The organism is Rhodococcus sp. OK519 (assembly GCF_003051005.1).
Classification (GTDB): Bacteria; Actinomycetota; Actinomycetes; order Mycobacteriales; family Mycobacteriaceae; genus Prescottella.
Map to the genome: position 1 here is coordinate 312,408 of NZ_QAOW01000002.1, position 13,575 is coordinate 325,982.

Consider the following 13,575-nt stretch of genomic DNA (forward strand, 5'->3'; position numbering starts at 1 on the left):
GGCCGGTAGCGGCATTATCGTTGCACGCGAAGACGAACCGGGCGACCCGCGGACACGACGCCCGATCTCAGCCGAGTTCGGCCGCGAGTTCCATCCACTGCTCCTCCGCGGCCTCCTTCTCGGCCACCACCTGCTTGAGCTCGGCGCCGAGAGCAACCAGCTTCTCCGGATCGGTTGCCGCCTCGGCGAGCTGGGCGTGCAGCTTGGCCTCACGCTGGTCGAGCTTGGCGACCGCACGCTCGAGTCGTGACAGCTCCTTGCGGGCCGCACGATCGGCGGCGCCGTCGCGGGCCACATTCGGCGCGGACGATCCCGCGGTCGACGCGACCGACTGCGCCACGTTCTCCGGATTCTGGGCCAGCACCGCGCGCCGGCGCAGGTACTCCTCGATGCCGCCGGGCAGGTTGGTCAGCTTGCCGTCCCCGAACAGCGCCCACGTGGTGTCGCAGATGCGCTCGATGAGATAGCGGTCGTGGGAGATGACGACCATGGTGCCCGCCCAGCCGTCGAGCAGATCCTCGAGCTGCTGCAGGGTGTCGATGTCGAGATCGTTGGTGGGCTCGTCGAGCAGCAGCACGTTGGGTTCGGCCATCAGCACACGAGTGAGCTGCAGGCGGCGACGCTCGCCACCGGACAGGTCGCCGACGGGCGTGCGCTGGCGCGCCGGCGCGAAGCCGAGCCGTTCGGCGAGCTGGCCTGCCGAGACCTCCTTGTCGCCGAGCGTGATCCGCTCCGCGACGTCCTTCACGGCGTCGAGCACGCGCATGTCGGTGGGAAGGTCGTCGAGTTCCTGGCGCAGCCAGCCGATCTTCACGGTCTGGCCCTGGATCCGCTTGCCCGACGCCGGTTCCAGCTCGCCTGCGAGGGTGCGCAGCAGCGTCGTCTTGCCGGAACCGTTGACGCCGACCAGACCGACGCGCTCGCCCGGAGCCAGGCGCCACGTCAGGTCGTGGACAAGTTCGCGGCCGTCGGGGGTGGTGAGCTTGGCGTCCTCGAGTTCGATGACGACCCGGCCCAGGCGGCGCTTCGCGAAGGACGCCAGCGCGATGCTGTCACGTGGGGCGGGGACGTCGGCGATGAGCGCCTCGGCCGCCTCGACACGGTACTTCGGCTTGGACGTGCGAGCCTGCGGACCGCGGCGCAACCAGGCGAGTTCCTTACGGGCCAGGTTCTGCCGCCGCTCCTCGGCCGCGTCGGCCTGACGGGAACGCTCGGCGCGCGCGAAGATCCAGTCGTTGTAGCCGCCCTCGTAGCTCTCGACCTTGCCGCCCACCACTTCCCACGTGCGGGTCGCGACGGTGTCGAGGAACCAGCGGTCGTGGGTGACGACGACCAGAGCCGAGCGCCTCGACACCAGATGCTCGGCCAGCCATTGCACACCCTCGACGTCGAGGTGGTTGGTGGGCTCGTCGAGCACCAGCAGATCGAGGTCCTGGACGAGCGCCGCAGCGAGCGCGACGCGACGCCGCTCGCCGCCGGAAAGCCCGTCGACCTTGGCGTCCAGGCCGAGGTTGTCGATGCCGATGCCCGCGAGGATGCCGCGGATGCGCGCGTCGCCCGCCCACTCGTGGTCCGCGACTCCGAGCGGACCCAGAACGACGTCGCCGACGGTCGATCCCTCGGGGAGAACACCTCGCTGGGTGACGACCGCCATTCGCATGCCACCGACGCGGCTGACCCGACCGGAGTCGGGCTCCTCGACGCCGGCGAGCACCTCGAGCATCGTCGTCTTGCCCCCACCGTTGAGGCCGACGACGCCGATGCGTTCGCCCTCTTGCACACCGAGTGAAACGGATTCGAGCAACGGCTTGACGCCGAACGACTTCGAAACCTGCTCGAGATTGATCAAATTCGCCATCAGAGGCTGCCTTCCGGCTCGGGGTCGATCACGCGCGCGCCGGGCACGGGCCCGCTCGCGACACGGACGGTGCGGCAGACTCCCGCACCTGAGAGTTCTGCCCCCACGGCGACGGCCGCATCCGCGTCCGTGCACAGGAACGCGCACGTCGGGCCCGAACCGGAGACGATGCCGGCGAGCGCGCCGGCGGTGACTCCCGCTCGCAGAGTGCGGCGCAGGTCGGGCGCCAGGGACAGGGCCGCCGCCTGCAGATCGTTGCCGAGCAGTGGCGCGAGCGCCTCGGCATCGCCCGTCGCGAGGGCGTGCATGAGGTCGTCGACGTCACCGACGCGCGGCGGATCCCCCTCCGAGCGCAGCCGGTCGAGTTCGCGGAACACCGTCGGCGTCGACAGCCCGCCCTTGGAGAGGGCGAGCACCCAGTGGAACGAATTGCGGGACAGCACGGGCAGCAGTTTCTCGCCGCGCCCGGTGCCGACAGCAGTGCCGCCGTGCAGTGAGAACGGCACGTCGCTGCCCAGTCGGGCGGCGAACTCGACGAGAGCGTCCCGGCCGAGATCGAGGTGCCACAGTTCGTTGAGGGCCACCAGTGCGGCGGCCGCGTCGGCGCTGCCGCCGGCCATGCCACCGGCGACGGGGATGCCCTTGACGATCGAAATCTCCACGTCCGGGGCCACGCCGGCCTCGGCGGCCAGCATCTCGGCGGCCTTCCAGACCAGGTTGGTGTGATCGGTCGGCACCGACTCGGCGCCCTCACCGCGGACCCGAACCGACAGGGTGTCCGACGGGATCACGGACACGTCGTCTGCCAGCGAGAGCGCCTGGAACACGGTGCTCAGTTCGTGGTAGCCGTCCTCCCGGAGGTCACCGACCGACAGGTGCAGGTTGACCTTGGACGGGGCCCGAACCGTGACGGGGCGTGGAACGACGGAAAGCACAATTTCCAACAATAGGCGGTGCGCCCGAGGTGACGAAAACGCACCTCAGGCGGCACTTCCCCCTATCGCACGGACCGGACGCCGACACCGAGTCCCACGACCGCCACCGTAACGGCCGCGACCACTCCCGAGAGCACCGTTCCCGACGCCAGATCACCCGCGAACAGCGCGCGCTCCGCGTCCACCACATAGCCGAGCGGGTTGATCGCAACGAGCGCCCGCATCCAGCCCGGGGCGTCGTCGAGCGGCAGCATCGTGCCCGACAGGATCAGCATCGGGAACATCAGCGTCTGCTGCACCACCCAGAACATCCAGTCCTGATTGCGCACCGCCAGCGCCAGCGCATACGACAGCGCTCCCAGACCCACACCGAACACGCCGAGCAAGACGATGCCGACGACGGCGCCGAGCGGATCGACGTCGAGGCCCAGCGGGAGCGCCACCAGAATGATCAGGACCGCCTGGGCGGCAAGGGGAACCATCTCCTTGGCGGCCCGCCCGATGAGCAGCGACGAGCGGTGCAGCGGCGTCACGAGCATCCGCTCGTGTGAACCCTGCTGCATCTCCATCAGCAGATTCGAGCCCGTCATCGACGTGCCGAAGATCGCGATCATCACCAGCACACCGGGGATGAACCAGTTCCACACGCCCTCCCCCATGCCGGGCACGCTCTTCAGCAGCGGGCCGAAGAGTGCAAGCAGAATCAGCGGCTGGGCGAGGCTGAACACGACGCTCACGGGGTCACGGAGGGTGGGGCGCAGTTCACGGGCCATGACGATGCCGCTGTCGCGGACGATGCCGGTCATGAGAGGTCTCCTCGGGTCTGGAAGTCGAGTGGGGCGGACGTGGTCGGGCTCACGCAGCAGCCGTCTCGCGGAGGCTGCGGCCGGTGAGTCCGAGGAAGACGTCGTCGAGGGTCGGCCGGGCGATCTCGGCGGTCGCGACGCGCAGCCCCGACATCTCGGCTCTGCGCAGCATCTCGGGCAGCGTCGCGTCACCTTCGCTCGTGCGGATTCGCGCCGACGCGCCGACGACCGTCACGTCGCGGACAGTGACGATCTCCACGGCCAGCCGGGCGGCCTCCGCTGCGGCGTCCGCATCATCGAAGCCCACCGTCAACAGGTCGCCCGCGAGGTCGGACTTGAGTGCGGACGCGGTGTCGTCGGCGATCACCGTGCCCCGGTCGATGACGATCACCCGCTCGGCCATCGCGTCGGCCTCCTCCAGGTAGTGCGTCGTGAGCACGATCGTGGTGCCCATGCGCTCACGCAGCCGCAGGATGTGCTCCCAGAGGTTGGCGCGGCTCTGCGGGTCCATGCCGGTGGTCGGCTCGTCGAGGAACAGCAGCGGCGGCCGGTGGACCAGTCCCAGCGCGATGTCGAGGCGTCGACGCTGGCCGCCCGACAGCGTGCTCACCTTGCGCGAGCCGAGTTCGTTCAGATCGAGCGCGTCGAGCAGTTCGTCCGCGCGCACGCCCGACGCCGCCCTGGCCATGCCGTAGCACTGGCCCTGAGTGACCAGTTCGTCCCGCACCCTCTGGTTGTGCCCCGCCCCGCTGCCCTGCCCGACGTACCCGATCCGGCGCCGCACCTCGTTCCGGTCGGCGGCGACGTCGAACCCGGCGACGCTCGCCCGCCCCGACGTGGGCGCCAGCAGCGTCGTCAGCATCCGCAGCGTCGTGGACTTGCCGGCACCGTTGGGCCCGAGCAGCGCCACCAGTTCCCCCTCGGCGACCTCCAGATCGACGTCCACGACCGCGTCGACCGTGTTCTTGCCCTGCTTGAAGCGTTTGGTCAACGCCTCGGTGTGGATCATCGCGTGCATCGTCGTGTCTCCCCGCTTCGTGTTCGTTCGTCAGTCACCACGAAAGCTAGAAGCAATTGCGGACACCTGACGTCCTAGTTGGATGCGATGCTTCGAGACATGAGGGAGACATCGGCACGACTGCTGCGATTGCTGTCCCTGCTCCAGACCCGGCGGGACTGGTCGGGGGTGGAGCTGGCCGAACGGCTGACCATCACGCCGCGCACCGTCCGACGCGACGTCGACAAGCTGCGCGGCCTCGGCTACCCCGTCGACGCGACGGTGGGCGTCGGAGGCGGCTACCGCCTCGGTGCGGGCGCCGAGATGCCGCCGCTGCTGCTCGACGACGACGAGGTGCTCGCCGTCGCGCTCGGCCTGCAGTCCGGAGCGTCGGGTGCCGTCGTCGGGATCGGCGAGTCGTCCGTGCGGGCGCTGACCAAGCTGCGGCAGGTGATGCCGTCGCGGCTGCGGCACCGCCTCGAGTCACTGCAGGTGGACGTCGTGCCGCGGGAGCCTGCGCCGAGCGCAGTCGACGCGTCGGTGCTGTCCGCCATCGCGTCGGTGTGCCACAACCACGAACGCCTCCGGTTCGACTACCGCACCCACGACGGCAGCGAGAGCCGCCGCGAGGTGGAGCCGCACCGACTGGTCCGTTCCGGGTTCCGCTGGTACCTCGTCGCCTGGGACCTGATGCGCGACGACTGGCGCTCGTTCCGCGTCGACCGCATGGACCCGAAGATCCCGACCGGACCACGGTTCACCCCCCGCGAGCTGCCGCCGGGCGGTGCCGCCGAGTTCGTCGCGCGCGGCGTCGATCGTGCGGTTACCCAGGTTCGGGCGCGCGTGCTGCTGCACTCTCCCATCCACGTCATCGCACCGATGGTCGACGCGGCATGGGGCGCGCTCGAGGATGCACCCGACAACCGCTGCATCGTCGCGCTCGGCGGCGACTCACTGCCGTCGATCGCGCGCTGGCTCAGCGCGTTCGACGTCGACTTCACGGTGCTCGATCCGCCGGAATTGCGCGACGAGTGCCGACGCCGCGCCGAGCATCACGCCTTGGCCGCCGAGCGCTACCGCGGTGCCTGACCGGGCACGTCCATCCAGCCGCCGCCCGTGTCGTTACGGATCCAGTCGACCTCGATCCGGCGGTCTGCGATGGCCCACCGCCCGTCGCGACGCTCGAAGCGGTCGAGGTAGCGCAGCCAGACGATCAGAAAGTTGCGGGTCGGGTTGCCCGCGTCGGCGGCGCTGGTGTGCTGGGCCACCGCATAGGTCTCGGTCTTCGCGGTGTCGCCGTCGAGCTCGATCAGCTGGTTGCCCGCGAAGTGGAAGGTGCGGTCGAACAGACCGAAGCCCGCCGGGTCGGCGAGGAACTGCATGAACTCGTCCACCCCGCCCTGATAGAACGGCGCGTAATCGTTGTGCGCGTCGGCGAAGAAGCAGTCGCGTACCAGATCCCAGTCACGGCGATCCACACCACGGAAGTAGCGGTGCAGGACATCGCCGATGTCGGCCCGGTCCGAGAGTGCGCGCAGTTCGTCGGCAGCCACCGTCGTCCCTTCGGTCACGTGAGCGGTTGCCGAACCCTACTTCCGAATCGGCGGCCGATGCCGCGAATCCGGCCGCGAAACGCCGAAACGGGGTCCCATCCTTGCGGATGGAACCCCGTGCACGTCAGATCCCGGTCAGACCGGGAGCGAAATCAGATCGCGGCGACGTCGGTGGCCTGCGGCCCCTTGTTGCCCTGACCGATCTCGAAGCTCACGCGCTGGTTCTCTTCGAGAGTGCGGAAGCCGTTGGTCTGGATGGCCGAGTAGTGGACGAAGACGTCGGCGGAGCCGTCGTCGGGCGCGATGAAGCCGAAGCCCTTTTCAGCGTTGAACCACTTCACGGTGCCTTCTGCCATGTTTCTTTCTCTCCTCTTACGAACTGCAAACTCGGGAAACTCCAGGTCAGGGGTTCCCGGGCCGGTGTCACACGGCGGCTTCGCGATTCCCAGGAGAGAATCCATCCGCCCGCAACTTCAGGATTTGCGAGCGTGGACTAACACAAACACAAAAACTACGACCGACATCAGTCAACCACAGCCGGGCCGATCGCGCCCGTCCACCCGCGAACTAATCCTCGAGAGTGTCGCATCTCTCGAGACCGCCCTTGCGGCCTAGTACCCCCCGGGGGTACCTTCGGATTGTTGCCGATACCCGCACGGGGTAGTGGTACCTAGGAGGAGATCGACATGAGCACCGCCGAATACACCGTCACCGGAATGACCTGCGGCCACTGCGTCGCGTCCGTCGAGGAAGAGGTCGGCACGATCGCGGGCGTCTCGGACGTCGCGGTCGATCTGAAGTCGGGCCGCCTCACCGTCTCCTCCACCGCCCCGCTCCCCGTCGACGCGGTCACCGCCGCGGTCGCGGAAGCGGGCTACACCGCCCAACCGATCTGAGGAATCCGATGCGTACGTCCACCACGCTCATCGCATACGCCGGGGGGCTCGCGGTCGTCTTTGCCGCGGCCCTCGGCGTGGGCGTCGTCACGGGGAGCCCGATCGACATGACGAGCACACACACCGACAGCCACGCGGCCGCCGACATCGAGCCGGCCTCGGGTGTCCCCGCGGGTCTACAGGTCTCGCAGGACGGCTACACCCTCGGTGACATCACCTCGCCCACCCGCTCCGGCGAGCCCGGCACCCTGCGTTTCCGCATCCTGGACGCCGACGGCGCTCCGGTGCGCGGGTACGACGACCTGCACGAGAAGCAACTACATCTCATCGTCGTCCGCTCGGACACCAGCCAGTTCCGGCACGTCCACCCCACGCTGGGTCCCGACGGCACGTGGTCGATCGACTGGACGTGGCCCACCGGAGGCACCTACCGGGTGTTCGCCGACTTCCAGGCGAGCGGTGCTCCCGGCCAGCTGACGCTGGGACGGAACGTCGACGTCGTCGGCGATCTGCAACCGGCGGCGCTACCGGCCGCGTCGCGCACCGCGACCGTCGACGGCTACACCGTCACCCTCGCCGGTGACCTCACGACGGCCGGCGGGCCGCTGACGCTCTCGGTCACCCGCGACGGCGCCCCGGTCACCGATCTCGATCCCTACCTCGGCGCCTACGGCCACCTGGTGGCCCTGCGCACCGGAGACCTCGCGTACCTGCACGTCCACCCCGAGGGCGAACCCGGCGACGGCGTGACCGCACCGGGCCCCGACGCGACGTTCCACGCACAGGCCCCGAGCAGCGGCACCTACCGACTGTTCCTCGATTTCCAACACCAGGGCACGGTCCGCACCGCCGAGTTCACCGTTCCGGTGGGCCCCGCGTCCGGACCCACACACGTACCCGCTCGCGACGGTCACGAAGGAGGACACTGATGACTTCCGCCGATCTCGCAACCACCCGTGACGGCACCGTCGAACTCGCGATCGGCGGCATGACGTGCGCCTCGTGCGCCGCCCGCATCGAGAAGAAACTCAACAAGATCGACGGCGTCACTGCCACCGTCAACTACGCCACCGAGAAGGCGAAGGTCACCTTCGCCGGTTCGGTCAGTACCGACGACCTCGTCACCGCAGTGGAGAACGCCGGGTACACCGCCGCCCTGCCCGCTCCCCCGGCCACCGACGAGTCCGGCGCCACCGAGGACCCCAGGGATCGCGACCTCGCGGAGCTGCGCACCAGGCTGATCGTGTCCGCCCTGCTGTCGATTCCGGTGATCGCGATGGCGATGGTTCCGGCGCTGCAGTTCGACAACTGGCAGTGGCTCTCACTCACCCTCGCCGCGCCGGTGATCGTGTGGGCGGGTCTGCCGTTCCACCGCGCCGCGTGGACCAATCTGCGGCACGGCGCCGCGACGATGGACACGCTCATCTCACTGGGCACCACCGCCGCGTTCGCGTGGTCGCTGTACGCGCTGTTCTTCGGCACCGCCGGTGCCCCCGGTATGAAGCATGCGTTCGAGTTCACGATCAACCGGATGGACGGCGCCGCCAACATCTACCTCGAGGTCGCGGCCGGCGTCATCACGTTCGTGCTCGCGGGCCGGTACTTCGAGGCCAAGTCGAAGCGGACCGCCGGCGCCGCACTGCGGGCCCTGCTCGAGCTGGGCGCCAAGGAAGTCTCGGTGCTCCGCGACGGGGTCGAATCCCGGATCCCGGCAGACCAATTGAGTATCGACGACCTGTTCATGGTCCGCCCCGGCGAGAAGATCGCCACCGACGGTGTCGTGGTCGAGGGCAGCTCCGCCGTCGACATGAGCATGCTCACCGGCGAATCGGTGCCCGTCGAGGTCTCGGTCGGCGACGACGTCGTCGGCGCCACCGTCAACGCGGGTGGACGCCTCGTGGTGCGCGCCCGCCGGGTCGGCGTCGACACCCAACTCTCGCAGATGGCCGCTCTCGTCGAGGACGCCCAGAACGGCAAGGCCGAGGTGCAGCGCCTCGCGGACCGCATCGCCGGTGTCTTCGTCCCGATCGCCATCGCGATCTCCGTTGCCGCCTTGGGCTACTGGATCGGGACCGGCAACCCGCTGCAGGTGGCCTTCACGGCCGCCGTCGCGGTGCTCATCATCGCGTGCCCGTGTGCGCTGGGCCTGGCGACGCCGACCGCGCTACTCGTCGGCACCGGCCGCGGCGCACAACTCGGCGTCCTCATCAAGGGGCCCGAGGTTCTGGAATCGACCCGTGGCGTCGACACCATCGTGCTCGACAAGACCGGCACCGTCACCACCGGCAAGATGACCCTGCTCGACGTGGTCACCGCCGACGGCGTCGATCGCGACGAGGCGCTCCGACTGGTGGGTGCACTCGAGAACGCGTCCGAGCACCCGATCGCCCAGGCCGTCGCGGCCGGCGCGGCCGGCAGCGTCGGCACCCTTCCCGGTGTCGAGGACTTCGTGAACGTCGAGGGCAAGGGTGTGCAGGGCATCGTCGACGGCCACGCCGTGGTCGCCGGACGCGAGAGTCTGCTCGCGGACTGGTCGCAGCACCTGCCGCAGGACCTGGCCGACGCCAAGCGCGCCGCGGAGCAGTTGGGCCGCACCGCGATCGCCGCCGGCTGGGACGGACAGGCCCGCGCCGTGTTCGTGGTCGCCGACGCGATCAAGGACACCAGCGCCGACGCCGTCCGACGGTTCAAGCAACTGGGGCTGACTCCGGTCCTGCTCACCGGCGACAACGAGACCGTCGCACGCACCGTCGCGGAGCAGGTCGGCATCGACACCGTCATCGCCGAGGTGCTGCCCGGCGACAAGGTCGACGCGATCAAGGAACTGCAGGCGAGCGGCAAGGTCGTCGCGATGGTCGGCGACGGCGTCAACGACGCTGCCGCGCTCGCCCAGGCCGACCTCGGACTCGCCATGGGCACCGGCACCGACGTCGCAATCGAGGCCGCCGACATCACCCTGGTGCGCGGTGACCTTCGCTCGGCCGCCGACGCGATCGAGTTGTCCCGCAGGACTCTCCGCACCATCAAGGGCAACCTGTTCTGGGCATTCGCCTACAACGCGGCGGCGATCCCGCTGGCCGCGGCGGGCCTGCTGAACCCGATGCTCGCCGGCGCGGCGATGGCCTTCTCGAGCGTGTTCGTCGTCAGCAACAGCCTGCGGCTGCGACGGTTCAGCCCGTCCAGCTAGACGCGATCGACGAGGCCCCGGCGACAGTTGTCGCCGGGGCCTCGTCGTCTCGCTGTGCCCGTTGTGGTCAGTTACGACCGGCCTTGTCGAGCAGCATGATTCCCGTCGCGGTGGGAACCACACCGCCGACGTTCTTCTGCCACGCGACGTAGATCATCACGGAGCTCACCGGAACGCTCGGAACGGTCTCGTTCCACAGCGTCTGGATCTCGGCCAGCACGCCGCGGATCTGGTCGTCACCGTCGGCCGCCTGCAGCTTGCCGAGCAGCGCATCCATCTGCGGGTTCGAGTAGCCGGAGAAGTTGGCCGTGGACGTCGCCGACAGCGTGGTCTCCAGCCCCAGGTACGGAATGGCCTCGTACAGGCCGATTCCGGCGTGCGCCATGTCGTAGTCGCGCTGGACGTACACCTGCTTGACGATGTCGCCGGCGTTGTTGGCGTTGGTGATGTTCACCGTGAAGCCGACCGCCTGCAGCAGCGACTGCACCGCCAGGCCGATGGCCTGCTCGCTCGGCTCCTGCAGCACGATGTAGTTGAGCTGGCCGTCGTAGCCGTCGGCCTTCGCCTCGTCGAGCAGCTTGCGCGCGGCATCGGGGTCGAAGGGCACACCCTCGACGTCGGTGGCCCACCGGGAAAGATCGTTGAACATTGCCTTGCCCGGCAGTCCGAGGCCGTTGTCGCCGCGCTGGCCGACCAGCTCCGGATCGATCGCCAGCGCAATTGCCCTGCGCACCCGGACGTCCGCGCCCGGCCGCCCCTCACGGTTGTTGACCAGTTCGGCACCACCGCTGTTGAGGATGCTGAAGGAGCCGGGGTAGCCGGCGTCGATGGTGTCGTAGATGGCCTGCGGGTTGCCACGCAGGAAACCGATGTCGATGCCGTTGGTGCGCATCGATTCCAGGTTCTCGCGCGAGCCGCTGAGCGCGATGAACTTGAGCTTGTCGGACTTGGGCTTGCCGTTCCAGTAGTCGGCACGCGCGGAGAGCAGCCGCTCCTCGTTGGGCGCGTAGCGATCGAGGACGAAGGGACCCGCACCGATCGGCTTGAAGGCCTCGCCCTCACCGGCGCCGGGGGCGACGATCATGCCGTGGCCCAGGGCCAGCATCGACGGGAAGGTCGGCCACTGCTTGCGCAGGCGGAACTCCACCGTCTGAGCATCGGTGGCCGTGGTGGACTCGACGGCGTCCATCCACACCGCGGCGCCGTTGCCCTTGTTGGTGTTGTAGCGGTTGATGCTGGCCACCACCGCGTTGGCGTCGAGCGGGGTGCCGTCGCTGAACGTCACTCCGGGGCGCAGCTTCAGCGTCCATACGTTCCCCGCCTGGTCCGACGTCAGCGACTGCGCCAGACGCGGCACGAACTCGCCCGTCTTCTCGTCGTACCGGAGCAAGACGTCGTACACGGCCGCCAGTTCGTCACCGCCGCTGCCGCCGCGGGCGGTGGTCTTGGCCGGATCGAGCACCGCCGCCAGCGCCTGGACGCTGAACGTGAGCTGCGGCGTCGAGCCCGTCGGTTCCGCGGCCTGATCTCCCACCAGGCCCACCGCCGGCGGGGTGCGAGTGTCGCTGGTCTCATCGTTGCTGTCCGAATTGGCACAGCCCGCGAGCGCCAGCGCACCCGCCACCAACACCGCCGTCAGGCTCTTGCCGAACCTCACCCTGCTACCCACGCACCCTCCAGCCACTTAGGTGTGACTCACGCCACACGTCCGCGGTGACGTTATCCCGCGGCGGAACGTACGGAATGCCCGGTCCCATTGAGCGGGAAAGAATGCGCAGGAAGGCCGTTGTCGGCTAAGAAAACACGCTGCCGAACAGGCTTCCGAGGCTGCCCAGAGAACCCGCTCCGCCACCCTGCTCGGGGTCGTTCTTGGCGAAATCGGTGGTGCAGCCGTTGAACTGCACTGCGTCCACCAGCGTCGACGTCGCGGCCGAGCCCGAGCCGACGCTCACACCGTAGTGCTCGACGGTCGCGTTCGGGTTGGCCGCAGCAATGGTGGCGAGAGACGTCGGCACGCGGTCCTCGGCGCCGGCGATGTTCTGGGTGCTCCACCACAGACCCTTCTGGATCTGCTCGTGCGTGGCGCCCTCGGCGACGGTCGTGCCGGGCTCGGCAACCCACACCAGCGTCGTGAAGCCGTTCTCGAACTTGCCGCCGGTGGTGCCCAGCAGACGGATCTGGAACGACGCCGACGACGTGGCGGCCTTCTCGTCGAAGCCGATGTCCTTCGAGATGACATCAGCGAGCGCGACGCCGCCCGCCTCGTGGTACCAGGCAGTGCGGTCCGACGGTCCCGTCACAGCGAGCTCGAGCGATCCGTTCTCGTCGAGGACACCCTCCTCGGAGTAGGCGGCCTCCTGCCCCTTCTCGTCGTCGAACGGGACGCCCCAACCGGCGGGCGTCGCCTCGGTCGACAGTGCGTCACACGTGACTCCGCCGGCGGGCTCGTCGGACGAGCTACCGAGGGAACCACCGAGCGATCCGGTGGAGGCGGCGTGCGACAGCGCCGGCGAGATCAGGGCCGCTGAACCGGCGATTGCGACGACCGCGGCGACGCGGCGGAGCGAACTACTCGACATGGGAAGGCCTTTCGGATACGGAAATGGGCTGTGCTCCAACAAAGTTAGAGACACACAGCCCACTTGCGCTGCCCCGGACATACCCTCCGGTACGAAAGTAGGAGAAGTTGGGTACGAAAGTAGGAGAAACCCGTCCCGCTCCGGTTACCTACAGCGGGCGCACCGTCTCCGTGCATACCGTGAACTCGCGCTCGTCGTGGACGAATCCGCCGTCCGAGCACCGCTTGGCATCGGTTGCGCCGTCGATGATCTCGACAGCACGTTCGATTCCGGGGGCGTGCGGGTCGTTGCAGTCGACACGCCGCGGTTCGTCGTCCTCACCGTCCGGGATGCTCATGCACCCGCCGATCACCCAGTCGACGTCCAGGCACAGCGCGCCGCGCTCGTCGCCCCATTTCGTCTCGTAGTACACCTGGTCGACGTCCGACGGGCACTGCGCGTTGCGCGCGGTCTTCTCGACGACCTTGTAGTTGGAATCGGCACTCCCACAGACGGCTTCGTCGACGGTCGCGTCGTCCGCGGTTCCACCCAGACGCACGCAGTCACCGATCTCGACGTCGAGATCGAGATCGACGCGGCCGCGATCGGTGTCACGGTACGGCGCCGTCGTATCGGCGAGGGCCGAACCGGCAGCGGTCGCGGTGCCCTCCACCGATGTGGCGCATCCCGCCACCGACAGTGCCGCCACCGCAACCGCTGTGATGCCGACGCGCCGCGCCGTCGACCGAATTCTCTTGTTCACAATCACATTCCTCGAACCGGGG

At 68.9% G+C, this 13,575-nt stretch carries 13 protein-coding genes; 4 read left to right on the forward strand and 9 right to left on the reverse strand.

The annotated features are described in order from the left end of the window. Nucleotides 1–67 precede the first annotated feature (67 nt). The 4 genes from C8K36_RS08785 to C8K36_RS08800 all read right to left on the reverse strand — a co-directional run bounded on the left by C8K36_RS08785 (nt 68) and on the right by C8K36_RS08800 (nt 4,608). Nucleotides 68–1,858, reverse strand: coding sequence for an ABC-F family ATP-binding cassette domain-containing protein (locus tag C8K36_RS08785; protein WP_107984080.1), 1,791 nt, complete (start codon nt 1,856–1,858; stop codon nt 68–70). After that, complete coding sequence (locus C8K36_RS08790) at nt 1,858–2,793, reverse strand: 4-(cytidine 5'-diphospho)-2-C-methyl-D-erythritol kinase (RefSeq protein WP_107984081.1); 936 nt, start codon at nt 2,791–2,793, stop codon at nt 1,858–1,860. The genes C8K36_RS08785 and C8K36_RS08790 overlap by 1 nt, the downstream gene beginning before the upstream one ends. A 62-nt stretch (nt 2,794–2,855) precedes the next feature. Further along, the gene (locus tag C8K36_RS08795; RefSeq protein WP_107984082.1) at nt 2,856–3,599 is read right to left on the reverse strand and encodes an ABC transporter permease; all 744 of its coding nucleotides are present in this window, start codon (nt 3,597–3,599) and stop codon (nt 2,856–2,858) included. A gap of 49 nt (nt 3,600–3,648) precedes the next feature. After that, nucleotides 3,649–4,608, reverse strand: coding sequence for an ATP-binding cassette domain-containing protein (locus C8K36_RS08800; RefSeq protein ID WP_107984329.1), 960 nt, complete (start codon nt 4,606–4,608; stop codon nt 3,649–3,651). 108 nt (nt 4,609–4,716) lie between these two features. On the opposite strand from C8K36_RS08800, the gene C8K36_RS08805 reads away from it, so the two are divergent. Continuing rightward, nucleotides 4,717–5,685 carry a helix-turn-helix transcriptional regulator gene (locus tag C8K36_RS08805; RefSeq protein ID WP_107984083.1) on the forward strand — a complete coding sequence of 323 codons (969 nt, stop codon included), beginning with the start codon at nt 4,717–4,719 and terminating at the stop codon, nt 5,683–5,685. Here C8K36_RS08805 and C8K36_RS08810 read toward each other — a convergent pair. Then, nucleotides 5,670–6,149 carry a nuclear transport factor 2 family protein gene (locus C8K36_RS08810; RefSeq protein WP_258195335.1) on the reverse strand — a complete coding sequence of 160 codons (480 nt, stop codon included), beginning with the start codon at nt 6,147–6,149 and terminating at the stop codon, nt 5,670–5,672. The genes C8K36_RS08805 and C8K36_RS08810 overlap by 16 nt on opposite strands. A gap of 152 nt (nt 6,150–6,301) precedes the next feature. Next, a complete protein-coding gene (gene cspE, locus C8K36_RS08815) occupies nt 6,302–6,505 on the reverse strand; it encodes a transcription antiterminator/RNA stability regulator CspE (protein WP_107984085.1) in 204 nt (67 codons plus the stop codon). Between the two features lie 330 nt (nt 6,506–6,835). On the opposite strand from cspE, the gene C8K36_RS08820 reads away from it, so the two are divergent. From C8K36_RS08820 to C8K36_RS08830, 3 genes are read left to right on the forward strand one after another with little or no spacing between them, the layout of a single operon-like run. Continuing rightward, nucleotides 6,836–7,045, forward strand: a complete 210-nt coding sequence (locus C8K36_RS08820) for a heavy-metal-associated domain-containing protein (RefSeq protein ID WP_107984086.1) — start codon at nt 6,836–6,838, stop codon at nt 7,043–7,045. Between the two features lie 8 nt (nt 7,046–7,053). Beyond that, a complete protein-coding gene (locus tag C8K36_RS08825) occupies nt 7,054–7,974 on the forward strand; it encodes a hypothetical protein (RefSeq protein WP_107984087.1) in 921 nt (306 codons plus the stop codon). Beyond that, a complete protein-coding gene (locus tag C8K36_RS08830) occupies nt 7,974–10,232 on the forward strand; it encodes a heavy metal translocating P-type ATPase (protein WP_107984088.1) in 2,259 nt (752 codons plus the stop codon). The genes C8K36_RS08825 and C8K36_RS08830 overlap by 1 nt, the downstream gene beginning before the upstream one ends. 67 nt (nt 10,233–10,299) lie before the next feature. Here C8K36_RS08830 and C8K36_RS08835 read toward each other — a convergent pair whose 3' ends face one another. The 3 genes from C8K36_RS08835 to lppU form a co-directional block, all read right to left on the reverse strand. Continuing rightward, nucleotides 10,300–11,901, reverse strand: a complete 1,602-nt coding sequence (locus C8K36_RS08835; protein WP_107984089.1) for an ABC transporter substrate-binding protein — start codon at nt 11,899–11,901, stop codon at nt 10,300–10,302. Between the two features lie 124 nt (nt 11,902–12,025). Beyond that, the gene (locus C8K36_RS08840) at nt 12,026–12,811 is read right to left on the reverse strand and encodes a hypothetical protein (RefSeq protein ID WP_107984090.1); all 786 of its coding nucleotides are present in this window, start codon (nt 12,809–12,811) and stop codon (nt 12,026–12,028) included. Between the two features lie 148 nt (nt 12,812–12,959). After that, nucleotides 12,960–13,556: an LppU family putative lipoprotein gene (gene lppU, locus C8K36_RS08845; protein WP_107984330.1), complete on the reverse strand. Its 597-nt coding sequence runs from the start codon at nt 13,554–13,556 to the stop codon at nt 12,960–12,962. Nucleotides 13,557–13,575: the final 19 nt, after the last annotated feature.